This window comes from Sporosarcina ureae (assembly GCF_002109325.1).
Classification (GTDB): Bacteria; Bacillota; Bacilli; order Bacillales_A; family Planococcaceae; genus Sporosarcina; species Sporosarcina ureae_C.
On sequence record NZ_CP015348.1, the window covers coordinates 506,766 to 531,013 of the forward strand.

21 protein-coding genes and 1 other annotated feature are annotated in these 24,248 nt (G+C 41.2%); of the genes, 5 read left to right on the forward strand and 16 right to left on the reverse strand.

Annotated features, from left to right (window positions below):
- Window positions 1-4: 4 nt before the first annotated feature.
- Together pheS and SporoP32a_RS02615 are read right to left on the reverse strand one after the other, a co-directional pair.
- A complete protein-coding gene (gene pheS, locus SporoP32a_RS02610; RefSeq protein WP_085426494.1) occupies window positions 5-1,042 on the reverse strand; it encodes a phenylalanine--tRNA ligase subunit alpha in 1,038 nt (345 codons plus the stop codon).
- Window positions 1,043-1,124: 82 nt separating this feature from the next.
- Window positions 1,125-1,359: a binding site (T-box leader), on the reverse strand.
- A gap of 53 nt (window positions 1,360-1,412) precedes the next feature.
- Window positions 1,413-2,183, reverse strand: a complete 771-nt coding sequence (locus tag SporoP32a_RS02615; RefSeq protein WP_085426495.1) for a TrmH family RNA methyltransferase — start codon at window positions 2,181-2,183, stop codon at window positions 1,413-1,415.
- An 82-nt stretch (window positions 2,184-2,265) separates the two neighbouring features.
- Here SporoP32a_RS02615 and sspI point away from each other — a divergent pair, with 82 nt between their 5' ends.
- Window positions 2,266-2,481, forward strand: coding sequence for a small acid-soluble spore protein SspI (sspI, locus tag SporoP32a_RS02620; RefSeq protein WP_085426496.1), 216 nt, complete (start codon window positions 2,266-2,268; stop codon window positions 2,479-2,481).
- A 236-nt stretch (window positions 2,482-2,717) separates the two neighbouring features.
- Here the strand turns inward: sspI and SporoP32a_RS02625 are convergent, their stop codons facing one another.
- The 5 genes from SporoP32a_RS02625 to SporoP32a_RS02645 form a co-directional block, all read right to left on the reverse strand.
- Window positions 2,718-4,340, reverse strand: a complete 1,623-nt coding sequence (locus SporoP32a_RS02625) for a long-chain fatty acid--CoA ligase (RefSeq protein WP_085428964.1) — start codon at window positions 4,338-4,340, stop codon at window positions 2,718-2,720.
- A gap of 223 nt (window positions 4,341-4,563) precedes the next feature.
- Entirely contained in the window at window positions 4,564-5,022 is a 459-nt protein-coding gene (locus SporoP32a_RS02630) for a small multi-drug export protein (protein WP_085426497.1), read from the reverse strand.
- 103 nt (window positions 5,023-5,125) lie between these two features.
- Window positions 5,126-6,091 (reverse strand): ornithine carbamoyltransferase, encoded by a 966-nt coding sequence (gene argF, locus SporoP32a_RS02635; RefSeq protein WP_085426498.1) that lies wholly within the window; start codon window positions 6,089-6,091, stop codon window positions 5,126-5,128.
- 147 nt (window positions 6,092-6,238) lie between these two features.
- Window positions 6,239-7,324, reverse strand: a complete 1,086-nt coding sequence (locus SporoP32a_RS02640; protein ID WP_085426499.1) for a M42 family metallopeptidase — start codon at window positions 7,322-7,324, stop codon at window positions 6,239-6,241.
- Between the two features lie 48 nt (window positions 7,325-7,372).
- A complete protein-coding gene (locus SporoP32a_RS02645; RefSeq protein ID WP_085426500.1) occupies window positions 7,373-8,359 on the reverse strand; it encodes a diaminopimelate dehydrogenase in 987 nt (328 codons plus the stop codon).
- Window positions 8,360-8,515: 156 nt separating this feature from the next.
- Between SporoP32a_RS02645 and SporoP32a_RS02650 the strand changes: the two genes are divergently transcribed.
- Window positions 8,516-9,685: an MFS transporter gene (locus SporoP32a_RS02650; protein ID WP_085426501.1), complete on the forward strand. Its 1,170-nt coding sequence runs from the start codon at window positions 8,516-8,518 to the stop codon at window positions 9,683-9,685.
- A gap of 282 nt (window positions 9,686-9,967) precedes the next feature.
- Here SporoP32a_RS02650 and recQ read toward each other — a convergent pair whose 3' ends face one another.
- The 3 genes from recQ to pssA form a co-directional block, all read right to left on the reverse strand.
- A complete protein-coding gene (gene recQ / locus SporoP32a_RS02655; protein ID WP_085428965.1) occupies window positions 9,968-11,740 on the reverse strand; it encodes a DNA helicase RecQ in 1,773 nt (590 codons plus the stop codon).
- Window positions 11,741-11,770: 30 nt separating this feature from the next.
- Window positions 11,771-12,190 carry a hemerythrin domain-containing protein gene (locus SporoP32a_RS02660; protein WP_085426502.1) on the reverse strand — a complete coding sequence of 140 codons (420 nt, stop codon included), beginning with the start codon at window positions 12,188-12,190 and terminating at the stop codon, window positions 11,771-11,773.
- A 106-nt stretch (window positions 12,191-12,296) separates the two neighbouring features.
- Window positions 12,297-12,830, reverse strand: a complete 534-nt coding sequence (gene pssA / locus SporoP32a_RS02665; protein WP_085426503.1) for a CDP-diacylglycerol--serine O-phosphatidyltransferase — start codon at window positions 12,828-12,830, stop codon at window positions 12,297-12,299.
- Window positions 12,831-12,887: 57 nt separating this feature from the next.
- On the opposite strand from pssA, the gene asd reads away from it, so the two are divergent.
- Window positions 12,888-13,667, forward strand: a complete 780-nt coding sequence (gene asd, locus SporoP32a_RS02670; RefSeq protein WP_085426504.1) for an archaetidylserine decarboxylase — start codon at window positions 12,888-12,890, stop codon at window positions 13,665-13,667.
- A 17-nt stretch (window positions 13,668-13,684) separates the two neighbouring features.
- Window positions 13,685-14,173, forward strand: a complete 489-nt coding sequence (locus SporoP32a_RS02675) for a DedA family protein (protein ID WP_085426505.1) — start codon at window positions 13,685-13,687, stop codon at window positions 14,171-14,173.
- 202 nt (window positions 14,174-14,375) lie between these two features.
- Here the strand turns inward: SporoP32a_RS02675 and cydC are convergent, their stop codons facing one another.
- The 5 genes from cydC to SporoP32a_RS02700 form a co-directional block, all read right to left on the reverse strand.
- A complete protein-coding gene (cydC, locus tag SporoP32a_RS02680) occupies window positions 14,376-16,052 on the reverse strand; it encodes a thiol reductant ABC exporter subunit CydC (RefSeq protein WP_335696118.1) in 1,677 nt (558 codons plus the stop codon).
- Window positions 16,049-17,770, reverse strand: a complete 1,722-nt coding sequence (gene cydD / locus SporoP32a_RS02685; RefSeq protein ID WP_085426506.1) for a thiol reductant ABC exporter subunit CydD — start codon at window positions 17,768-17,770, stop codon at window positions 16,049-16,051. The genes cydC and cydD overlap by 4 nt, the downstream gene beginning before the upstream one ends.
- Window positions 17,770-18,786, reverse strand: a complete 1,017-nt coding sequence (gene cydB / locus SporoP32a_RS02690; protein WP_085426507.1) for a cytochrome d ubiquinol oxidase subunit II — start codon at window positions 18,784-18,786, stop codon at window positions 17,770-17,772. Before cydB ends, cydD begins: the two co-directional genes overlap by 1 nt.
- Window positions 18,773-20,176, reverse strand: a complete 1,404-nt coding sequence (locus tag SporoP32a_RS02695; protein ID WP_085428966.1) for a cytochrome ubiquinol oxidase subunit I — start codon at window positions 20,174-20,176, stop codon at window positions 18,773-18,775. The genes cydB and SporoP32a_RS02695 overlap by 14 nt, the downstream gene beginning before the upstream one ends.
- 353 nt (window positions 20,177-20,529) lie before the next feature.
- Window positions 20,530-21,024 (reverse strand): hypothetical protein, encoded by a 495-nt coding sequence (locus SporoP32a_RS02700; RefSeq protein WP_085426508.1) that lies wholly within the window; start codon window positions 21,022-21,024, stop codon window positions 20,530-20,532.
- A 253-nt stretch (window positions 21,025-21,277) separates the two neighbouring features.
- Between SporoP32a_RS02700 and SporoP32a_RS02705 the strand changes: the two genes are divergently transcribed.
- Window positions 21,278-22,783, forward strand: coding sequence for a catalase (locus SporoP32a_RS02705; protein ID WP_085426509.1), 1,506 nt, complete (start codon window positions 21,278-21,280; stop codon window positions 22,781-22,783).
- 647 nt (window positions 22,784-23,430) lie between these two features.
- Here SporoP32a_RS02705 and SporoP32a_RS02710 read toward each other — a convergent pair.
- Window positions 23,431-24,246, reverse strand: coding sequence for a DUF368 domain-containing protein (locus SporoP32a_RS02710; RefSeq protein WP_085426510.1), 816 nt, complete (start codon window positions 24,244-24,246; stop codon window positions 23,431-23,433).
- Between the last annotated feature and the right edge of the window lie 2 nt (window positions 24,247-24,248).

The following is a 24,248-nucleotide window of genomic DNA, read 5'->3' on the forward strand; positions in this document are numbered from 1 at the left end:
CTCCTTATGCCTCTGTCCGGTGGAATTGTGAAATAAACCGAATGTCATTCGTATAGAAATGACGAATATCTTCCACTCCGTATTTTAACATCGCGATTCTTTCAGGCCCCATGCCGAATGCAAATCCTGTAACTTCTTCCGGGTTGTAGCCAGCCATTTCCAAAACATTAGGATGTACCATACCCGCTCCCAATATTTCGATCCAGCCTGTTTTCTTACAAACGTTACAGCCTGAACCGCCACATTTGAAACAAGATATATCCATTTCAACTGAAGGCTCGGTGAATGGGAAGAAACTTGGACGCAAACGAATTTCACGCTCAGCACCGAACAACTTCTTCGCGAGTAGATCAAGCGTACCTTTCAAATCACTCATGCGGATGTTTTCACCCACGACAAGTCCTTCAATTTGAGTAAATTGATGGGAATGCGTCGCGTCATCTGAGTCACGTCGATATACTTTACCAGGACAAATGATCTTAATAGCCGCTCCGTCTTTCGCTTCCATAGTTCGCGCCTGGACAGGAGACGTATGTGTGCGCAATAAAATATCTTCTGTAATATAGAAGGAATCCTGCATATCGCGAGCTGGATGACCTTTTGGCAAGTTCAATGCTTCAAAGTTATAATAATCTTTCTCTACTTCTGGGCCTTCTGCAATTTCATACCCCATACTGATGAAAAAGTCTTCGATTTCTTCTACAACACGAGTCAGTGGATGGTGGTTACCAAGTTCAACAGGACGACCTGGTAATGTAACGTCTATTGATTCATTTTCCAGTTGTTCCTGAATTGCTTGTTGTTCAAGCATCACTTTACGTTCTTCAAGAATTTCCGTAACACTTTCACGGATTTCATTGACGAGCGCCCCCATCTTAGGACGTTCTTCAGCAGGCAGTTTACCCATTCCTTTTAACAGGTCAGTAATTGGACCTTTTTTCCCAAGATACGCTACGCGTACATCGTTCAATTCTTTGACAGTATTGGATTCTTTGATTTTCAGCATGACTTGTTCTTTTAGTTCGTGCAACTGTTCTTTCATGTGTACTTGCTCCTCTCTCTATTTCAGTGGTAATCGCATACTTCCCGTTAATTTATCGGAAAACAAAAAAACTCGCCCCTATAAAAGGGACGAGGTCGATTTCGCGGTACCACCCTGATTAGTTTGCATCAAAAATATGATACAAAATCACTTGAATTGGAATAACGGTCCTTTGCCGGCACGCCTTTACATGTCTGGTCCAAGCGTGCAGCTCGCGGGGTGAACTTCAATGGAACATCGTTTTCCACACTTTCAGTCGAGGTGTGAAATCCCTGATCACGTGTTGGCCATTTACTTTTCCCGGTCATTGCTATTTTCTTTGATTCGCCTTCTAGTATACCGTAAAACGTTTACGCCTTCAATAGCGATATCATGACTGACGCAGTGTATAGAGCAATATGCCTGTCGCAACTGCCACATTTAATGATTCAGCCTGACCGTATAATGGAATTTTCACTACATGATCTGCTTGGGATAGCAACTCGTTATCGACACCGCTTCCTTCATTGCCTACTAGTAACGCAAATGAGGATTGTGCTTGCAATTCGTTAAGAGAAATTGCTTGCTGCAAACCTGTACCGATGATCGGAACGTTGTGAGCTTTTAGACGTTCGATCCACACCGTCAATTCTTCTCGAACTACAGGAATGTGGAAGTGTGAGCCTTGTGCTGAACGTACCGTTTTCGGATTGAACGGATCTGCACATCCCTTGCCGAGTACCACTGCATCAAGACCTGCTGCGTCTGCTGTACGAATCATCGTACCGATATTGCCTGGATCTTGTACAGCATCAATTAGTAATACTTTCTTCCATTGATGTTGATCAGCTTCCTCATATTGTGGCTGTTTACAATAAGCAAAAACACCTTGCGTTTGTTCCGTTTCAGAAATTTCTTTTGCAACTGCCGCTGTCAGTTCAATAATCGGCGCATTCCAGTGTGCCGGAATTTCAATATCTTCGCGTGCAAGCAATTGAATAACCAAATCCGGCTGTTTAATAGCTTCTTCTACAAGATGAAAACCTTCCACAAGAAACTCTTTCGTCTGATCTCGTTCTTTTCTCGTCGTCACTAATTTCTTCCAATGCTTCACTAAAGAATTCTGAGTTGATTCAATTCGTTTATTCAAGAGGCTGTACATCCTTTTTTCTTTTTAGTGTACCAAATCAGCGTATATTTAGCGACTTTTGTGGAAAAGATACGAATAAAGGAGGCTGATGCAAATGAATTTCCAAATACGTGATGCAATTACAGCAAACATGACAAACAATAGTTCCACTGACGTTCGAGGCGTAATAGACGACGCCATACAAAGAGGAGAAGAACACCTTCTACCTGGACTAGGCGTATTTTTTGAACAACTATGGAAGCGTTCCGACGAAAAAGAAAAAGAAGAAATCACAAACGAACTTTCCCAATCATTCGCACAAGCACAATAAAAAGGTGTGTGAGGAAAGGCAAAAGAGATGCCACAGTCATTACAATGGCATCTCTTTTTGTCTTAACTTATTCAGATTCAAGTACTGAAGTTCAAAATAGATTACAGCACTTACTTTAATGCGCAATAAAAAGTATCTTCTATTCGCATTGCAAAGGATTGGTGTGGAGGAAAGGGACAATTACTTTATTTTTTATCCATCTAAAAAGTAGTGAAGCGATGCATCTCCGTGTCCTTTTACTTGCTCGTATAATGCTCCTTCAACTGATCACGCAACGCAGCTTTCAAGAACTTTCCGACTGACGTCTTCGGAATCTCCTTCACAAACAAAACTTCATCCGGAATCCACCAACTCGCAAATTGTCCCTTTAACGAATCCTTCAACTCTTGCACCTTCGCATCGTCTTCCGCCACATTTTCATTCAACACTACGCAGGCTAGCGGACGTTCCATCCATTTCTCGTGGGGAACCGCAATCACGGCAGCCTCGTAGACATCTTTATGTGACATTAACGCATTTTCCAAATCGACTGACGAAATCCATTCGCCACCACTCTTGATAAGATCTTTCGTACGATCCATCAACTTTAGGTAGCCATCTTCTGTCATAGCAGCAATATCTCCTGTATACAGCCATCCGTCTTTGAATGCTTCTTCCGTACGTTCATCCTTATAATACTCGTCCGCGATCCATGGACCTCTAACGGTTAATTCGCCCATCGTCTTACCATCCCACGGCACTTCTCCGTTTTCATTGATTATCCGAATGTCGAGTCCCGGCATAACTAAACCTTGCAACGCACGCGTGTTGATTCGTTCTTCTGTCGACAAGTTGTCCATAGAGGAAGTAAGAACCGATAGACTAACGAGTGGTGTCGTTTCCGTCATACCATAGCCAACAATAAACGGTATGTTGTATTTTTCTTCAAATGCACGAATCAAGCCTTTAGGAGATGCGGAGCCACCACACACAATGGCACGAAGTGATGAAATATCATGTGATGCTTGCTCGAGCTCTTTTAATATAGCTAGAAAAACTGTTGGAACGCCAGCTGTCATTGTCACTTTTTCACTTTCAATCATGTCAAGAAGTACAGAAGGATTGAATCCCGGGCCAGGTAATACTTGGGTTGTCCCATAGAACACACCAGCGAATGGAATTCCCCACGCATTTGCGTGGAACATCGGCACGATAGACATCGCGACGTCACGTTCGCACAGCCCCATAGCATCTGACAATCCGAGTGCATAACTGTGCAGCACTAATCCTCTATGAGAATAAATCACGCCTTTGGGCTGACCTGTAGTAGCCGATGTGTAACATAAGCCTGCTGGAGTATTTTCATCTAAATCTTCTGGATAGTCATATTCATCCGAAGCACTTTCCAATAACGCTTCATATGAATGGACGTTTTCTAACGTAGTTTCAGGTATTTCCTTACTGTCACTCATGACGACAAAATGCTTTACCGTTTTCAACATAGGTGCCATTTTCTCAAGATGAGGGAAAAACTCTTCGTCCACTAGCAAGATTTCGTCTTCTGCGTGATTAATGATATACATAATATGTTCAGGCGATAGCCGAATATTGATCATGTGCAAGACTGCTCCCGTACAAGGCACCCCAAAATAGGCTTCCAAATGGCGGTGATGGTTCCACGCAAATGTACCCACTTTTGTTCCATGTCCCATTCCTAGCTTTGTCAATGCATTTGATAGTTTACGTGTTCTCTTCGCCCATTCACGATACGTAAAACGCTGTATGCGTTGCTCTCCTGTACGTGAAATGATCATCTTGTTTGGAAAGAATCGTTCTGCCCGTGTAATAAATGTTGATAGAATCAATGGGGTTTGCATCATATCCATCCGCTCCTCTTTTTTAGAAGTGAAATTATCAATCCGTCGTGCATGATTCAAAGCATGTACTCTTCATTTCAATGAAATCGATGCGCAGATGGAATGATTCTCAGGATGTACTCTATGCGCAAACGAGTAGTACTATGAATAGTTGTTAACGTTACTTTCTGAATATAGTATATACATTGTCAAACTATTCTGTCTACATAATTCTGTAGTATATCGCTTACGCTAATTTTTGACGTGTCCAAAAGAATACGTCAACTCCCATAACCGTTAACGTTCCAAATACAACTGACCAGATCGCAAGACTAATTAGTAGCCAAATGGCGGTCTGAGATTTGGAAGAACCGAGCGCCAACGCTAAAAATGCAGCCAGATGAGAGCCTATGAGAACCGGACCGAGAAGGGCAAGGCCAGGTATACCAAAGCGCTTCCAAATACTTTCAGCCCGTGCAGTACGTTTTGACGGAGCATTCGCATCCGTTTTCTTTCTACTTTCCCACCAGTCTTTTAACTTTTGAAAGATCATAATTTCTAATATTATAGTCAAAGCATTTCCTGCAAATCCAATTAGTACGGCAGTTGCCAAAGGCATTCCACGTAAAATACCGAGCGGAACTGCCACCAGCACTTCAAACCCTGGCGCTGCACCTGCAAGAAACACAAGTAGATATGTTAACAAAAAGTTTCCTCCCCTACTTCGATTCCATTCAGTATATCAAATGATAGGAAGCAGAGCATAAAAAAACTGTTTTCCACGTAAAGGAAAACAGCTAATCAATTTATTATAGTAATGAAGCAATTACCGCTTTTTGTGCGTGCAGACGATTTCCTGCTTGTTGGAAGACATACGAGTTCTTACCATCGATTACGGAAGTCGATACTTCTTCTTCACGATGTGCTGGAAGACAGTGCAAGAATACATAATCTTTTTTCGCATGACCGACCAATTGATCATTGATCTGGAAGTCTTTAAAGTCGATCAAACGCTGCGCTGCTTCTTCTTCCTGCCCCATACTTGTCCAAGTATCTGTATAAATAGCGTCTGCATCAGTAGAAGATTCGATTGGGTCGTATGTTGACGTTACGCTACCACCGTTCAACTCGGCAATTTTCTTTGCCTTTTCAAACAAACCTGAATGATATTCATAGCCTTTTGGTGTTGCGACAGAAACGTGCATACCCATATGTGCACCTGCAATCACTAATGAATGCGCAACGTTATTTCCGTCTCCAATATACGAAAGTTTCAAGCCTTTTAAATCCCCTTTAACTTCTTTGATTGTCAGTAGATCTGCCATCGCTTGGCACGGATGAAATAGATCCGTTAAACCGTTAATAACAGGAACTGTTGTATGTTCTGCCAATTCTTCCACCATTTTATGAGATTTCGCACGGATCATCACGCCATCCAAAAACTCGGACAATACTTTTCCAGTATCTGAAACGGATTCGCCACGCCCAATCTGTAAATCACGCGCATTCATGAAAATGCCATGTCCGCCTAACTGGATCATGCCCACTTCGAATGAAATACGTGTACGTGTGGAGTTTTTTTCGAAAATCATACCGAGTGTCTTACCTGCTAAAATGTCCGGCGTCTTACCAGCCAATGTATCCTGTTTCATGTCATATGCCAGTTGCACGAGATACGCGACCTCTTCGCTAGAATAATCGAGTAGTGTTAAAAAATCGCGTCCTTTTAAGCTATCTTTTTCTATAAGTGAAGTTGTTTGATTTGTTTTTACCATTTTTTAATCCCCATCCATCCATTTGAAGTATGTATAAACTAGTATACATATGTATATTTATGAAGTCAAATGAATTTTTATAACTTATCGTATAATTTAATTAAAAAGACAACGATACTTTTGAGCATCGTTGTCTACTAGTATTATTTATTCAAATGTAATGTTTTTTACTTCATTTGCATCAAGGCGTTTAACGACTTCCACTAAAAGTTTCACTGTGTTTTCAAAGTCTTTACGGTGAAGCATAGCCGCATGACTATGAATGTAGCGTGTTGGAATACAAATCGCCAATGTCGGAGTTCCTGTTCCGCTTACATGAATTGATCCGCCATCCGTGCCGCCACCGGACATAGTTGCAAATTGATACGGGATATTCAGCTCTTCTGCTGTATCCACTACAAAGTTGCGTAATCCTCTATGAGACACCATCGAAGCATCATAGAGTAAGATTTGTGGACCTTCGCCCATTGTTCCAATAGATTCTTTCGCAGTAACACCAGGTGTATCACCAGCAATACCTACATCGACAGCGAAACCGATATCCGGCTGAATTTTATTCGCCGCTGTTTTAGCTCCACGCAAACCTACCTCTTCTTGAATTGCTCCCACACTATACAAACGGTTCGGATGTTTCTCATCTTTCAACTGCTTCATCACTTCAATCGCGATTGCACAGCCGATACGATTATCCCATGCTTTTGCGAGCAAGTAGTTTTCATTTTTCATCACGGTAAATTCGAAGTATGGCACAATCATATCGCCTGGAAGAACGCCCCATGATAGAACCTCTTCTTTTGTCTCGGCACCTACATCAATGAACATGTCTTTAATATCGACAGGTTTCTTGCGAGCTTCAGGTGTCAGGATATGTGGCGGCTTTGAACCAATCACGCCTGTGATCGTCTCGCCTGAACGTGTAACGATGGACACTCTCTGCGCAAGCATAACTTGTGACCACCAGCCACCAACTGTTTGGAAGTAAATGAAGCCTTTATCATCGATTCGTGTCAACATGAAGCCTACTTCATCCAAGTGTCCTGCGATCATAATCTTCGGTCCGTTTGCATCGCCTTCTTTGGTTGCAATAAGTGAACCGAGTCCATCATGATCGATTTCATCTGCATAGGGTTTAATATGCTTCGTCATGACGTCCCGTGCTTCACGCTCATTGCCCGGGATTCCTCGTGCATCTGTTAAATCTTTTAGCATCTCTAATGTTTCATCCAGTTTCATAAAAGATTCTACCTCCTCATTCTACATTCCAAAATAATTTGTCTGGTATTACAGTAATTCTTTGCGAATAGCTGCAGGTGATTTAGGTGATAACAAGCCTGGTGCGATATCATAAACTGTTTTCGCTCCAGTATCGCCTTTTTGCTGCAATTTATAAGCTGCTCTTGCATATGCGACAAGGACGCTTGATGTAAATTCGGGATTGCTATCTAATTTAAGCGAGAACTCTATGACTTGATCTGTGTGCTTACCCGTGTTGCCACTGCGAATGACGAAACCGCCATGTGGCATCTTAGCATGGTCAAGACGAAGTTCTTCTTCCGTAATAAAATGAACGGTCGTATCGTAATCTGCGAAGTAATCAGGCATCGTAACAATCGTTTCATGTACTTGATCTGCACTAGCTCCTTCTTCAAGAACGACATAACATTCACGTGTATGTTTATCTTTTGTCGAAAGCTCAGGGTGCTCACCGTTACGCACACGGTTGATCGCATCTTCAGCTGGCAATGTGTACTGAACGCCTGCTTTCACGCCGTCAACACGACGCACTGCATCTGAGTGACCTTGACTTAATCCTTTACCCCAGAACGTATACGTTTCACCTTCTGGCAAAATGGATTCACCCATTAAGCGGTTGATCGAAAATAAACCTGGATCCCATCCAACAGAAATGATAGCTGTTGTTCCTGCCTCTTTAGCCACTTCGTCAACTGCCGCGAAGTACTCAGGAATCTTGGCATGCGTGTCGAAGCTATCTACCGTTGTAAAGTGCTTTGCAAGGGCTGGCCCTTGTTCTGGCAAGTCGTTTTTAGAACCACCGCATAAAATCAAGACATCAATATCCTCTTTAAATGATTCTATTTCGTCCAGCTTATGAACGGGTACTTGCTCCGAAAGTAATTGTACGTCTTTCGGTTCTCTGCGCGTGAATACGCCAACTAATGTCATATCTTCATTTTGACTGATTGCTGACTCTACGCCACGCCCTAAATTACCGTAACCAGCGATTCCTACTCGAATTTCTTTCGTCAAGATCACTCATCCCCTTATGCTTTGTTGTTTACGTTGTTCATTTTACCGTGAAGGATGATAGATTGCGAATATTTATCTTTGAGCAGTTCAGTTCTATTCGAAAAGTTTCATGTTAAAATAGATAGTAGTTGAATTTTTTGTAAAGTGAGGATCATTATGCGCTTTTTTGTCTATCTAATTGTTTTCTTCTCGTTCTTTGATTTATTTTCACAGTTGCCCATCATGAGTCCGTTCGCTACAGGTCTCGGCGCTTCTGCTTTTATTGTCGGATTATCGGTCGGTATTTACTCGTTTGCGAATATTTTCGGTAATATCATTTCAGGTATTTTGACAGATCGCAAAGGACCATTCTATATTCTATTATTCGGTTTGTTCACATCCGCTTTGTCGTTGTTCTCATATGGATTGATTTCTGGTTCAGGAACATTAATCGGCATTCGTTTTGTGCACGGCTTAACGGAAGGTTTGATCATTCCAGCTGCCTTTACGTTTCTCGCGAATGGTTCCGAACGTTCCAAGCGTGGTAGAAATGCTGCAATCTCAGGTGCGTTTGTTGGACTTGCTGCCATTTTTGGACCTGCTTATAGCGGGATCGTTTCCGTTAAGACAAGCGTTGTAACGATCATGGCCATCAATGGGGTCTTCATGGTTCTACTGACAATTGGCGCCATTATATTTTTACGTTCGTTTACATACGTAAGAAAAGTAAAGACAGCAAAACAAAAAGCAGTCAAGCCGTTAGCGTTTTTCCGCCACCCAGGTATCATACGAGCTTTTCTTGGCGCGTTCTTCCTGATGTTCTCACAAGGCGTATTGGCCTTAGTACTCCCACTAAAAGTCGAGTACCTTCAGTTTGATGCAAAAACGACAGGCATGCTGCTAAGTGTTTTCGGTCTAGTCGCTGTGTTGATTTTCGTTTTGCCGATCAATCGTATTTTTGATATCGCTCGTCCGATGGTCACATTGGCAGTCGGCTTGATTTTGATGAGTGGCAGCATGTTGTTCTTATCACAAGTTGACGAACTGTCTTTGATGATGTTGGCGATGGTCGTCTATGGAACTGGATTCGCATTCCTGTTCCCTTCTATTAACTCATTGCTTATTGATTCTACGGAACCGGAAACAAGAGGGAAAGCGTACGGATTCTTCTATGCGTTCTTCTCGTTTGGCGTTGTAGTAGGATCTAGTGCTATCGGTATATTGGACTTGGAATTCCATCATGCCTTTATGCTTGCAAGTGCGATTTTGTTGATCGCAGCGATTTTCACATTAATCGGTTTGCGAAAAGATACTCGTCCATTCGAGGGTCAACGCTCTGCACAGTAAATAGTATAAAAAAGGTATGTCTGTTGAAGTCATTTGACTTTAATGGGCATACCTTTTTATATGGAGATTGTCGATTAATAGGTAATTTTTAAACTCGTTAAGTTCAAAAGCAAACGCTTGGAATAAGCGAGTTACTTAGTGAGTACGAAGGGATGGAAGCTCCAGTTGGCGGACGCGCCCCCATTCCTAACACCATTACGAGACTTCTAGTTCACAAACCTAGAAATGAAAAAGAAGATGCCACAGGAAGTCGTTGCTTCACGACCTTCTGGACACCTTCTATTACGCTTGCTGTGTTGAAAACGAATCGATAATCTCAAGGAACACTTCCCCGTAACGTTCAAGCTTCGTTTCGCCTACCCCTTGCACAGTTAATAACTCTTCATTAGTGGCAGGCATTTTGGCAACCATATCCCGTAATGTCTTGTCCGAGAAAATAACGAATGGTGGGACACCAGCTTCTTGTGCCAGTTTCAAACGCATCGCTCGCAGTTCGTTGAATAACGGATCGTCTTTAGCGACGACAGTTGTCACCATCTCGCCTTTACGCCAGACTTTTACTTTCCCTAATAAGACGTCTTTGCCATCTTCACTGACGAAAATAGTAGGATACGGCCCACTTTCAACTTGTAGATAATTCTTCGAAATCAAAAATTCGATAAAATCTGCCACGTCTTTGGCATTGCGCCCTTTCATCAATCCATATGTCGATAGCTCATCAAAGTTCAATTCTTTGAGCTTCTTATTTCTCGATCCTGTCAGTACTTGCGCAACCATCGTCTTACCGAAGCGTTGCCCCATGCGAATAACACAGGAAAGCACTTTTTGCGTATCAACAGTTACATCAAACTGCTCGCGCGTGTCGGTGCAGTTACCGCAACGACCACAATCTTCAACGTCATCTTCGCCAAAATACTTGATGATATGTTTTTGCAGACAGCCTTCTGTATGGCAGTAATCTACCATCACTTGCATCTTTTTGATTTCATTCGATACACGGGAAGGATCTGGAGACTGTTCGATGAGGAAGCGTTGTGTTAAGACGTCTTGCGAAGAGAATAACAAATAACAATCACTGTCAAGCCCGTCACGCCCTGCTCTTCCAGCTTCCTGATAATAACTTTCCATATTCTTCGGCATTTGATAATGAATGACGTAGCGAATATTGGATTTATCGATTCCCATACCGAACGCGTTAGTTGCGACCATCACGCGTGCATCTTCCATGATGAATCGGTCTTGTTGCTGTTGGCGTTCATCAATTGATAATCCTGCATGATACTTTGCAGCTGGAATACCACTTTTTTCAAGTAATAAATAAACTTGCTCCACTGCTTTTCTAGTAGCAGCATAAATAATGCCCGATTCATTTTTGTTTTTTAGAACATATTCTTTAACGAATTGATCTCGATTTTGACCTTTGACTACAGAGAACACCAAATTGCTTCTTTCGAAACCTGTTACGACACGACTTACAGGCGGGATATGCAATTGCTGGCATATATCATCCTGAACTTCCGGTGTAGCTGTTGCGGTTAGTGCAAGAACAATGGGCCGGTTGTTTAAATAATCAAAGATACGATGGATATTTCGATAACTCGGTCGGAAATCATGTCCCCATTGTGAAATACAATGCGCTTCGTCGATCGCGATCAGTGGAATCGTCATTTTTTGCAATTGGTTGAGAAAGGATTCGGAATCCAATCGCTCTGGAGCGACATATAACAGTTTATATTTTCCTTCAAGTGCGTTGTCCATTGTACCAAAATATTCTTCTGTCGATAGCGTACTATTAATATACGCTGCAGGAATACCTAACTGATGCAATGCATCGACTTGGTCTTTCATCAAGGAAATAAGCGGCGAGATGACAAGAACCGTTCCTTCCATCGCTAGCGCAGGTACTTGATAACAAACAGACTTACCGCCACCTGTGGGCATGACGCAGAGTGAATCATCACCTTGCAATACTTGATCGATGACTCGTTGTTGTCCCTCACGAAATGCTGAATAGCCAAAATACTTGTCCAATATATCTAACGGATTTTGAATGATCGCTACCACCTCCTCTTAGTCATTCATGTTTTATGATTCAAATAATATCCGTTCTTCTTCTCGGCTATGTAATTCATTCACTACAATTAATCCGTTGAACTTTTGTAGAATTTCAGGTGTCACAGTTGGATCTTCTTCTCGCAACGCTTCTATATCTGCTACAAGTATTCGCATGAGATCATGATCTCGTGTGAGTTGAATAATATCTCGTTCGAGTTCAGGTTTTTCTTCCACCATTTGTTTGTAGAAACCTTCTTCTTCCGCATCTGCATGACTGATGACTCGTGTCTTCCAATAATCCAATAAATGATCGCAAGCTTGCTGAACCATTTCTGTTTCACCTTGTTCGAAGTACTCCAATAAATCATCTGTTTTCATGACGGCTCCCGAGAGTCCGCCTTCATGAATAGCCTTATGTGAATGAAGCTGTCTTAATGCGGGTCCTGACATAGTGACCACTCCTTATAGTTTTCTTAAGCATAACAGAATTCATGTTTTAGTGATAGTTTCCCCTAATGAAAAATGCCTCGCAGAAACTTTCTCCGCAAGACATTATTTATACTTTTGCTATACGAAAGCGACTGACCATCAACCAAGCTAGCACACACATATAAATCACAAAATAAGGTGCGATCAAATACGGTACGGCAAAATATCCCAATGTAAGCAATACTCCAGCTGCAGTAATAGGCAAGCCATAATAAGAACCGTCAAACTCTTCTACATTATAGCGAGCCAAACGAACAGCACCTGCTAAAATATAAAAAATTACAGCGGACAAGCCAATCCACATCGTATCGGACAATGCTGTAGAATATAGTAGAATAGCAGGAGCTACTCCAAAAGAGACTAGATCACTAAGTGAGTCAAGTTCCTTGCCGAAAGCTGATTCCGCTTGGTAGTGCCTAGCTACCATACCGTCAAACCGATCAAATAAAGCAGCAAAGAAAATAAACATTAAACTCATATGCGCATGACCCTGAAGCACAAGCAATATCGCTATAATCCCTAAACTCAAATTAAAAAGTGTAATGATATTCGCCAATTGGGATTTTAGTTTAGTATAATCAAAATATCTGAATGAAAACAAATTACAGCCTCCTCATTGTATCTCTCTAGTATATTCTTTTAACGGAAGGAAGAAAAGATGAAAACACGTATTTTTAAATCATTTGTTGAATTAACCGGATCACCGATCAGTTCTGCTTTGTTAAAACAAATAACTACTTCACGAATTAGTAAACCGTTAATCAAGCCTTTTGCATCTTTTTATCATATTCAACTAGACGAAGCTAAATACTCAATAGAACAATATAAAAGTCTTAATGACTTTTTCACTCGCTCATTACAACCTGGTAAAAGACCGATTGACAACCATCCAAACAGTTTGATTTCACCAGTAGATGGTGTACTGAGCGATTCAGGAATTATAGACTCGCAACAGCAATTTATAGTAAAAGACAAAACATATAGTCTGACTTCGCTGCTTGGTGATTCAAAAAAATCCTCTCGCTATACACATGGCTATTATTATTTATTTTACCTTTCACCCAGACATTACCACCATTTCCACTACCCTGTTTCAGGAACGCTAGTGAACCGTTATGCATTAGGTTCTACTTCTTATCCTGTTAACGATTTAGGTATTCGTATGCGTAAAGATGTATTTTCTTCCAATCACAGGGTTATTTCTGAGCTTTCCACAGATTTTGGACAGGTGGCCATTGTTAAGGTTGGTGCATTAAATGTAAATAGTGTCCGCATTGCAAATTCTAAAACTAGTTGTGAAAAAGGACAAGATTTTGGTCATTTTGCATTTGGTTCTACTGTTATTTTATTCATTGAACAGAGTAATATATTTAAGCCCGAAGAAATGCCTTTTACAGAAGTCCAAGTTGGTGATAGGATCGGAGTGTGGCAATCTTAAGTAGATGAGGTTTTATTATGGAACATCTCCAAGAATATATAGTGCAGTATGGCTATCTTTCTATATTTTTCTTTTTGGCTCTTGGTATTTTCGGCTTGCCTATGCCGGATGAATTGCTTGTAACATTTGCCGGTTATTTAACTTCAGCAGGTACATTTCATTTTATATTCACGATAATCTTTACAATATCCGGTGTAATGGTCGGAACATTGTTCACGTATATGATTGGTAGAAAAGTTGGTAAACCTTTAATTCGGCGTTTTGGAAATTACTTCTTCCTCACGCCTCGACGTATGCAAAAGATTGAGCGTTGGTTTATGACCTATGGCTCGTGGACGGTGACTTTCGGTTATTTTGTTCCGGGCATGCGCCATTTAATTTGTTATATTTCAGGCATGAGCGGCATGAGCATTCGACGATATGTGTTGTTCGCTATTCCAGGTGTTATTGTTTCCACTACGGTTTGCTTGTTGCTTGGCTACTTCATTCGTCTACCATTTTTCTAAACAATAGCGAATGAAAGCAGATGGCATAGTTGTTTAAACATGCCTTTTACCTTCTCGATAGTAAAATTTAAAAGGACGACACCATTTCTGCTTAAGAAATGGCGTCGTCCTTTTTATAAGTCGTTCTTAGTCTGAATTGTAATTCAAGAAATTCACATACCTTGATCCAATGTATATAGCTGTCGATATCTTTCATTCGTAGCTAATAATTCTTTATGTGTCCCATCCATGATGATTTCACCATGATCCATGAAAATAATACGGTCCATTTTTCCATACCTATTAAGTGATGTGTAATCCATACGACCGTTTTATCTTTTAGAGAGTGATGAAGAGTTTCTACGAGAGAATGTTCAGTCACTGGATCTAACCCAACAGTCGGTTCATCCAAAACGACAACCGGTGTTTGTTTCAATAAAATTCTTGCCAGTGCAAACCGCTGACGCTCTCCACCTGAGAATCGTTGTCCTGTTTCCTCCATTTGGGTTTTCAAGCCCTCAGGAAGTGATTGCAAGTACTCATACAAACCAACTTGTTCAGCTACTCGTTGTACATCTTCAGTAGTTGCGAATGCATCACCAAGTTTAATATTGTTTTGAACAGTTGTTGCGAAAAGATAAGGTTTTTGATTTAAGACGCTCATCACCTCATATATAGAGTCGCCATACAGCGATGCAGGTTTTTGATTGACATGTACATGTCCGCTTGTTGGCTGAACTGTGCCTAATAAAAGCTGTATGAGAGTAGACTTACCCGCGCCACTTTTACCAAGTACTGCAACTTTTTCTCCAGGTTGAATCGTCAGTGAAATATGCTGAACCGCATTTTCTTTCTGACCTTCATACCGATAACTTACATTGTCGAGTTCAATAGTCGCTTCTTCTACATTACCAAGCTCCATTGCTTTTTGATCCACTGCAGTATTTTGCTGATGGATCGCATCAATCCTTTGCAAGGATGCTTCATAAGCAGGTAAACGTTCTATTGCAAACGATATGGGAATCAATCCTTCTAAAATCGGCAACGTAACCAATGTAAATGCAGCGATATACGTTGGCGCCAATGAACCTGCTGCCGCTTGCTGTCCTGCCCATACTCCGACGACTAAGACTAGTAGCCCTGAGAAAATTTGCAATTGCATCGTCCGAGACTGTTGCCAATACGCCAGTTTTTTATCAATAGCATGGCTTGCATGACTTTCCTCTTTAAATGACGCAAGGAATTGTTCTTTCCTGCCACTGATGATCCAGTCACGTAAACCAAAAATACCTTCTGTCATCGTATTATACAACTGACTGTGAAGTTTTTTCGATTGCAGCTGGTTTTTCTTCATCATATAAAGTGACAGCATAGGATAGATAAACGTCACGATGGCTAGTAACACAGCCATAATAAGCGCAAACTTCCAGTCATAGATTGCCAGCACAATGACAGAGAAACTGAATAAGAATAATCCAATGACAGTCGGAAACAGCGTACGGATATAGACATCCTGTAAATGTTCAATATCATCCGCTAGTGCACCAAGTAAATCACCCGTCTGAAAACGCGAACGAATGAATAATGCTTGCGGCTCCAGTACGTGATATAGCTGCACTCGCATATCCGCAATAATTTTCAATACGGCATTATGACCAAGTAAACGCTCTACATATCGTAAGGCTGCACGCGAAATACCGAATGTCCGAACTGCCACGATCGGAATATAAACGAGTAATATCGTTTCAGGCCTTTCCGATGTACGGGATATTAAATATCCTGATGTAAAGGTCAACATCGCAGCCGAAAGTATAGTCAGTGTTCCTAGAAGTATAGTAGATAGTATGGTTTTGTTATATTTACGGGCATAGGGAAGTATATGTTGTTGGTACAAGTTCATACAGCATGCCCCCTTCCACGCGCTTCCAGTAAACGACAATAGGCTCCGTCTTGTTTCAATAATTGTTCGTGAGAGCCCGTTTCTACTACTTTACCGTTTTCAAGTACTACTATGGTATCCATTTCTTGCATCCAATGAATACGATGCGTAGCAAACACAACGAGTTTATCTTTTAGAAGCGGTAAAATCATTTGCTTTAATTCATGCTCTGTTTCAATATCTAAGTGTGCAGTCGGCTCATCGAATAATAAAATCTGACGACGTTGCAGTAACGAACGCGCTAAAGCAATCCGTTGTTCTTCCCCACCACTAAGCACGCGTCCACCCGCACCGATCCGTTCTTCGTAACCTAAAGGGAATGTCGCAATTAACTGATCCAAACCTACACGTTCTGCTGCATCCTGTACTTCCTGCAAAGAAGCGTCGGGTTCATAAAAGCGAATATTTCCAATGACAGTATCCGGAAATATCGTTGGATGTTGTGGAATGTAAGCAATTTGATTTTGCCAGTCTGCAACAGCGAGATGCGGTAATTCTTGTCCGTCAAGCCTAAAACTTCCGGCCGTCGGAAGTGTGAATCCAGATAGTACATCAATCAACGTTGACTTTCCTGCACCTGAATGACCGATGACACCTACTTTTGTAAATCCGTTTAATTCTAAATTCAAGTCTTCAAAAATGGTTTGTTCCCCCATTTTGACTTCGACCGTACGCAATTCAAGTCTTGATTTGTCATTCCAAGCTGCAATCGGTGAAGCAACTACTGGCTGAACCTTTGTTTCCTCTTCTAATATACTGTGGATTTGTAAGCTCGCGTCCTTACCATCAGCTGTCGCATGGAAGTCATTCCCCAACTCTCTAACAGGTGAGAAAAATTCCGGCGCTAAAATCAAAATAGCTAATGATGGTTCAAGAAGAATTTGTCCATTGATCAATCGCAGGCCAAGTTCAACCGCCACTACCGCTACGGAAAGACTTGCAAAGAAATCCAATGAAAATGAAGATAGAAACGCATAGCGCAATGAACGATTCGTTGCAATGCGGTATTTATTGCTTACAATCGCAATAGATTCTTCGTGTGCTCGGCTACGTCCCAAGTATTTCAACGTCACAATACCCCGTAAAGAGTCAACGAAATGCCGAGATAATAAACGATACGTATCCATCTGTTCATCAATTTTCTTCTTCGAAACCAATCCGATCAAAATTAAGAAAATGATGAGAATTGGCAAGACTATAATGAGCGTCACAGCTGACATAATATCTAGAGTAAAGACATATACCACAATGACAAACGGAACAATGGCCATCGCTAACGTCCGCGGTATAAGCAATTCTACATACTTTCTGAACTTCGGGACACCTTCTAAACCAAGCGTCACCAAATGTCCAGAACCATATTTCCCCACAACTTGAGGACCAAGATCAAAGATTTTCTTTACTAATTGTTGCTCATAAGCCTTTGCTGTTAGATCGGCAAAGCGATATGAAATCCGTTCCTTCGCCCATTGAATCACGTGACGTACACTGTTTGCTACGACAAAAATCACAAATGACCGAAGTGCTTCACTCCAATCTGCACCTTGGAACAATTGTGTAATCGCTTTTGCTAAATAAATCGCTTGAAAAACAATGGCAATAGACTGAACTACAGTAAGTAGTCCAATCAATGCCATCACTTGTTTACTTCCTTTGTATTGAAGCAAGTATTTATCCATTAGTATTCTAGATGCTCCTTATCACCTGTCAACCGTTTACGGAACACGTAATAACTCCAAATTGTATACGCCAAAACGATTGGCACCATAGTAAACGCTACGATCGTCATGATTTTCAGTGAATATTCTCCTGAAGCTGCTTCTGCAATCGACATATTAAATGCAGGATCCATTGAGCTGATCATCACATTCGGGAATAGCGCGATGAAAAAGTTAGCCATAACAATGATTAACACTAAACCAGTCATTGTAAAGCTCAGTCCTTCTCGTTTAGTTTTCAAGAAGAAGAACAGTAAACCGTACAATATAACCGCCAAACTATACAGAGGAATCAAAATAGCTCCATGATCTGTAAAGGCGTCTGTGTCCAAATATGTGAAGATGATGAACAATACGAGGAACACGCCCGTCAATGCATACACTTTACGTGCCGCTGTATTTGCTCGCTCTCGTAACTCGTCTACCGTTTTCAATCCAATGAACAGCAACCCGTGCAAATACGATAATAGAACAAACGTCACACCGCCAATAACTGTGTAGACATTTACGAAATCGGTAAAGCTCGCATACATGTTCATGTCTCCATCAATCGGTAATCCACGGATTAAACTCGTGAAGAACACCCCAAATAGGAATGGTGGTAAGATACTACCGATGAAAACAGCCCAGTCCCATGTTTTGACCCAAGCTTTTGAATCCACTTTATTGCGAAACTCAAAGGCAACGCCTCGTATGATGAAAGCCAATAACAGGACGACGAAAGGAAGATAAAACCCACTGAACGCTGTCGCATACCAGTGTGGGAAAGCTGCAAACATCGCGCCCCCTGCAGTAATCAGCCACACTTCATTCGCATCCCAAACAGGTCCGATTGTATTCATCACGACCCGCTTTTCCAAATCATTACGTGCTAGGAACTTCGTGCTCATTCCTACACCAAAGTCAAACCCTTCCAAAAAGATAAATCCTGTGAAGAGGACACCGATCAATATAAACCAGATATCACTTAATGGCATGTCCTGCACCCCCTGTTTCAAACGGATCTGTTGCCGATACATCCTCTTCCGGCTGCTCTTCTGGACCTCGTTGAATGAATTTCACAAATAATACGACCATGATGATACCTAGGATCGTATAAATAGTAGAGAAGGATATGAGTGAAAACAGAATCTGCCCCGCTGAAACGTTTGGTGAAATACCATCAGCCGTTTTCATCAAACCGTTTACTACCCAAGGTTGTCGTCCCATTTCAGACATGATCCAACCAAATGAGTTACCTATGAACGGTAAGAAAATCCCTACTATTAGAAGTCGCAAGAACCAAACAGATTCTACTATCTTCTTACGGAACAACAAGAACAGACCCATTGCACCTAACCCAAGTAGTGTTCCGCCCGTAACCACCATTATACGGAAGCTCCAAAATGTTGTTTTAACTGGTGGAAGATATTCGCCTTCTCCGTGCTTATCGATCATTTGTTGTTCCAGTGCGTTCATACCTGAAACTTTCCCTTTAAATTCACTATATGTTAAATAGCTCAACATGTAGGGTATATCGATACGTTTCGTTGTCTCACGATTTTCCACGTCAATCTTGGCGAACAACGTCCAAGCAGCCGGGTCTCCACTATCTTCCCATAGCGCTTCCGCTGCAGCCATTTTCATTGGTTGAGCATGCATCAAATACTGTGCTTGTGCGTGACCAGTAAATGCTATTCCAAGACCTGATAACATACCGACTACTAGTGAAATCGTTAAAGACTTCTTAAAGAAATCTACTTTACGTTTTTTTATCAAGTACCATGCGCTGACACCAACTACGAAGAACGCACCGGTAGCAAAACTACCAAAAATCGTATGTGGGAACGCAACCCATAGTTTTTCATTTGTTAAGACAGCCACAACATCATTCATTTCCGCACGGCCATTTTGTAATACATAACCTGTTGGATTTTGCATGAACGAATTCGCCGCTAAAATCCAGAAGGCTGACATGACCGTACCGATCGATACTAACCAAATACACGCTAAGTGTAATTTCTTCGGAAGCTTATTCCAACCGAAGATCCAAATCCCAATAAATGTAGACTCTAAGAAGAATGCTAGTAACGCTTCTACCGCTAGTGGAGCTCCGAAGATATCTCCAACGAATCTCGAGTAGGCTGACCAGTTCATTCCGAATTGAAACTCTTGAATGATTCCCGTTACTACACCAATCGCAAAGTTTATAAGAAAGAAAACACTCCAGAATTTCGTCATTTTTAAGTAAATTTCATCTTTCTTCACTACATACATCGTTTGCATGATCGCAATGATCAGTGCCAGGCCGATGGACAAAGGGACGAAAATGAAGTGAAACAATGTAGTAGATGCGAATTGGATTCTAGCTAATAAGACTTCTTCCAACATGTTGTTGATCTCCTTTCGATCTGTGTTTCTATTACCTAGAATAACGCAGAAGGAAAAAAAGTTCGTGAAGTATGTACGATATTCCTGTTACAAACCTGCGAACTTATGTCAAAACTGTCTATAAGTTATGGCAGCTTTGTAACAAGGTCCAAAAAGTGCCGGTTTGAATGGATTTCAGTGGATTTCCTCTCTAAATCTACCAGTAGCAGTTGTTTGAAAGCGAGAAGACAATTCACATTAGGCGAAAGTCTTCTGCCTGTAATGTCAATAAACAGTACCTCCCTCTTTCTTTAACCACGCTAATATATAAAAAAACTTGCTACCTATATAGTAGGAAGCAAGTTGTTAATTTAGATTTTATCTATTACTTTCATAATCTCATCATAATCAGGGTGTCCTTTATGCAGATGTATAATGAAGTTATCTATTCGTCTTACGGCTAATTTCTCTGTCTTACTACCAATATATACAGGAAGATTCCCTGTCTCGTCGACTATTTCCAAACGCTTGTCAGATGGATCTAATTTATAGAGATGTAATGGAAGTAAAGCATCGCCGTTAATATTCAATGTCATGCCACTTTCCGCCCTAAACATATCGATTGCTGCTTCTGCTGGTTCGCTTACTGTGAATCCTGCTACCTCGAGTTGACTAACCACTTCTTGAAATATCTTTTCATCTTCCACAGCAGGAACTATGATTTCCTCTTCTTCTGGAATCTCAGGAGTTAGTTCAGGTGTCTTTTCTTTTGGTGCTGCTTCTTCTTTGTCACTGCACGCCACTAACGCTACCGATAAACAGCTAAGTACAACGGCATACAAAATCCATTTCTTCATAAAGCTCATAGATTGATGTCCTTTCTATTAAAACAATTTCTATTATTATTATACATCATTCTACAATTATACTTAATTTAATTCGTATTTCTAGACAAATGGTTGGCAACAAATTATGATGAATATACAGTACATAATAACCTATACTTATTAATAACTATTACTAGTTGATAATTATTATAAATAAGGCTATCTTTTTTGATTTAGCTTTAGTATAATAGTATTCATAGATTATAAACCAACAACCGGGGAGGAATGTATTTTGAATAACAATGATAGTAATTCTCAAAAAAGAAAACTCACAACCGCTGCGGGTGCACCTGTAGTTGATAACCAAAACTCTATGTCAGCGGGTCCACGTGGCCCACTTTTATTACAAGATGTATGGTTGCTTGAGAAATTGGCGCATTTTGACCGTGAAGTAATTCCTGAACGTCGTATGCACGCAAAAGGCTCTGGAGCATATGGTACTTTCACTGTAACGCATGATATTACAAAATATACGAAAGCAAAGCTATTCTCAGAGATTGGTAAACAAACTGAGATGTTCGCACGCTTCTCCACTGTTGCGGGCGAACGTGGTGCAGCAGATGCAGAGCGCGATATCCGCGGATTTTCTTTGAAGTTCTATACTGAAGAAGGAAACTGGGACATGGTCGGAAACAATACACCTGTATTCTTCTTCCGTGATGCATTGCAATTCCCTGACTTGAATCACGCAGTAAAACGTGATCCACGTACAAACTTACGTAGCCCAACAAACAACTGGGATTTCTGGACTGGACTTCCTGAAGCATTACATCAAATTACTATTTTAATGAGCGACCGCGGTATTCCTCGTTCATTCCGTGAAATGCACGGTTTTGGTAGCCACACATTCAGCATGATCAATGCAAACAACGAACGCCACTGGGTGAAGTTCCACTTCCGTTCCCAGCAAGGTATTGAAAACATGACAGATGAAGAGGCTGCAGCAACAGTTGCAACAGATCGTGAAAGTTCACAACGCGATTTGCTAACTAACATCGACAATGGCAATTTCCCTAAATGGAAAATGTACATTCAAGTTATGACAGAAGAAGAAGCAATGAACATGCCATACAATCCATTTGACTTAACAAAAGTTTGGTATAAAAAAGACTTCCCTTTAATTGAAGTCGGTGAATTTGAATTGAACCGCAATCCTGAAAACTACTTTGCTGAAGTAGAGCAAGCAGCATTTACACCAGCAGCGGTCGTTCCAGGTATTGGATTCTCACCTGATAAGATGTTACAGGCTCGTCTATTCTCTTATGGCGATGCTCAACGTTACCGTTTAGGTGTCAATCATCACCAGATTCCTGTTAACGCACCTAAATGTCCGTTCCACAGCTTCCACCGCGATGGTGCAATGCGCGTTGATGGCAATTTAGGCTCTACTACTCACTACGAGCCAAACAGCTACGGTGAGTGGCAAGAACAGCCGGACTTCAAAGAGCCGCCACTAAAAATTCATGGCGACGCAGACCACTGGGATTTCCGTGAAGATGATGATGATTACTTCACACAACCAGGAAAGTTGTTCAATTTATTGAACTTGGAGGAGCAGCAGCGTTTATTTGATAATACTGCGCGTAATATGGGTGATGCACCGAAAGAGATTAAAATCAAGCATATTCGCCACTGCTACTTGGCAGATCCGAAATACGGTGAAGGTGTAGCAAAAGCTTTGGATATTCCAATGGCCGATGTAGATATTGAAAACACGACAACGATTGTTGAAGAGTAAGTTTATATAAAAAAGAGATGTCCCGATTGTTACAATGGGGCATCTCTTTTTGTGCGGAATTAGGTTTAAGGATTAGTGCAGGGTTAGTTAGTGTGTACAAGGGAATTGAAGCTCCAGCTGGTGGACGCTTTCCCATGGGCTCGCGGTGAGCCAACCAAGTCGTTGCACTCCTTCTGGTTGTCTCACCTGATCGAGCTGATCCATCGGGAGTCGCCACCAGCTTCCGCTTCAATTCTACTTTTATAGCTGAGCTACCTATATTACTCACTATAAGTAGTGTGTGAACTATTGTTTTGTTTTAACTTATTTGAGTTCAAGTAAAACAGTTAAATACCGATTCCCCCCCTACTTCAATACAAATCAATAACGTTTCACCCTGCAAGGGATTGGCGCGTTGGAGGGACGAGACTCTGAGAGGATCAGTGGGACAGATAAAACACCCATCCAAGCGAATGCTGTAGCCAAGGACGGCTTTTGTGAGTAAAAGCGAAACGTTAGGAGTACTTCTTTGCATTTAATCCCCACTCCAACAAGAATGCCTGCCGCACCATCGCTACTATCTTTCTATGCACAATTTTTCAAGTGAAAAAAGAAGCTATCACTAGATGTCATAAAAGTAATGACTTCTTCGATAGCTTCTTTTCATTCTATGCTTTATCGCCTACACCATTTAAAATGTTAGCAATCAACAGCCCAAGTACGATGGCGATTACACTCATGACGAACGGTGTACCACTCTCAGGCATTCCTGGGAAAATTACGAAAATCGACCCTAGGATTAATCCTATGATGACAGCAAACATTCCCGTGTGGAAATGGGAAAGTAAATAACGTATGACTTTACTGCTAATGATAAATCCAAATACGATTCCGCATCCTGTTGCAATGATAATCGGTATATTAAAGTCTGATATTGCCGTAATGACCGTCGCATAAACGCCTAGCAACAGCAAAACGAATGATCCACTTACTCCTGGTAATAGCATTGCCATACTGCCTGCCCATCCTGAAAGGAATAAGATGATAGTACTCTTAACTGTTAGATGTGTAATAGTTATTGGAGCAATAGGATTCAAAAAAGCGGTAGAAGCCAATGCTGCGGCCACTAGTAGCATTAATATTATATGATGTAATTTAAAATTTTGTTTTAAGCCTGCTTGCTTTGAAACAAATGGAATGACACCAATAATTAATCCTAAAAAGAAGTACTGAGTAGGTTCGTGATAATGCTTCAGCAAATATGAGATGACCTTACTGAATAGAACGATCGTTGCGCCCATCCCGATACCAAGAGGTAGAAGAAATCCGATATGCTTCTTCCAGTCCTTACTAAAAAATCCACTAATCGAGATGAGTAACTGATCATAGATCCCTAATATGAATGCAATTGTTCCGCCACTAACTCCAGGAACCAAGTCACTGATTCCCATCAAAAAACCACGATATAAATTTCTCCATTCCATGC

Excerpts from the sequence above, each read along its gene's own strand:
- pheS (WP_085426494.1), bottom strand. The coding sequence starts at position 1,042 with ATGAAAGAACAGTTGCACGAACTAAAAGAACAAGTCATGCTGAAAATC.
- SporoP32a_RS02615 (WP_085426495.1), bottom strand. The coding sequence starts at position 2,183 with ATGTACAGCCTCTTGAATAAACGAATTGAATCAACTCAGAATTCTTTA.
- sspI (WP_085426496.1), top strand. The coding sequence starts at position 2,266 with ATGAATTTCCAAATACGTGATGCAATTACAGCAAACATGACAAACAAT.
- SporoP32a_RS02625 (WP_085428964.1), bottom strand. The coding sequence starts at position 4,340 with ATGATGCAAACCCCATTGATTCTATCAACATTTATTACACGGGCAGAA.
- argF (WP_085426498.1), bottom strand. The coding sequence starts at position 6,091 with ATGGTAAAAACAAATCAAACAACTTCACTTATAGAAAAAGATAGCTTA.
- SporoP32a_RS02640 (WP_085426499.1), bottom strand. The coding sequence starts at position 7,324 with ATGAAACTGGATGAAACATTAGAGATGCTAAAAGATTTAACAGATGCA.
- SporoP32a_RS02650 (WP_085426501.1), top strand. The coding sequence starts at position 8,516 with ATGCGCTTTTTTGTCTATCTAATTGTTTTCTTCTCGTTCTTTGATTTA.
- SporoP32a_RS02660 (WP_085426502.1), bottom strand. The coding sequence starts at position 12,190 with ATGTCAGGACCCGCATTAAGACAGCTTCATTCACATAAGGCTATTCAT.
- asd (WP_085426504.1), top strand. The coding sequence starts at position 12,888 with ATGAAAACACGTATTTTTAAATCATTTGTTGAATTAACCGGATCACCG.
- SporoP32a_RS02675 (WP_085426505.1), top strand. The coding sequence starts at position 13,685 with ATGGAACATCTCCAAGAATATATAGTGCAGTATGGCTATCTTTCTATA.
- cydC (WP_335696118.1), bottom strand. The coding sequence starts at position 16,052 with ATGAACTTGTACCAACAACATATACTTCCCTATGCCCGTAAATATAAC.
- cydD (WP_085426506.1), bottom strand. The coding sequence starts at position 17,770 with ATGGATAAATACTTGCTTCAATACAAAGGAAGTAAACAAGTGATGGCA.
- cydB (WP_085426507.1), bottom strand. The coding sequence starts at position 18,786 with ATGCCATTAAGTGATATCTGGTTTATATTGATCGGTGTCCTCTTCACA.
- SporoP32a_RS02700 (WP_085426508.1), bottom strand. The coding sequence starts at position 21,024 with ATGAGCTTTATGAAGAAATGGATTTTGTATGCCGTTGTACTTAGCTGT.
- SporoP32a_RS02710 (WP_085426510.1), bottom strand. The coding sequence starts at position 24,246 with ATGGAATGGAGAAATTTATATCGTGGTTTTTTGATGGGAATCAGTGAC.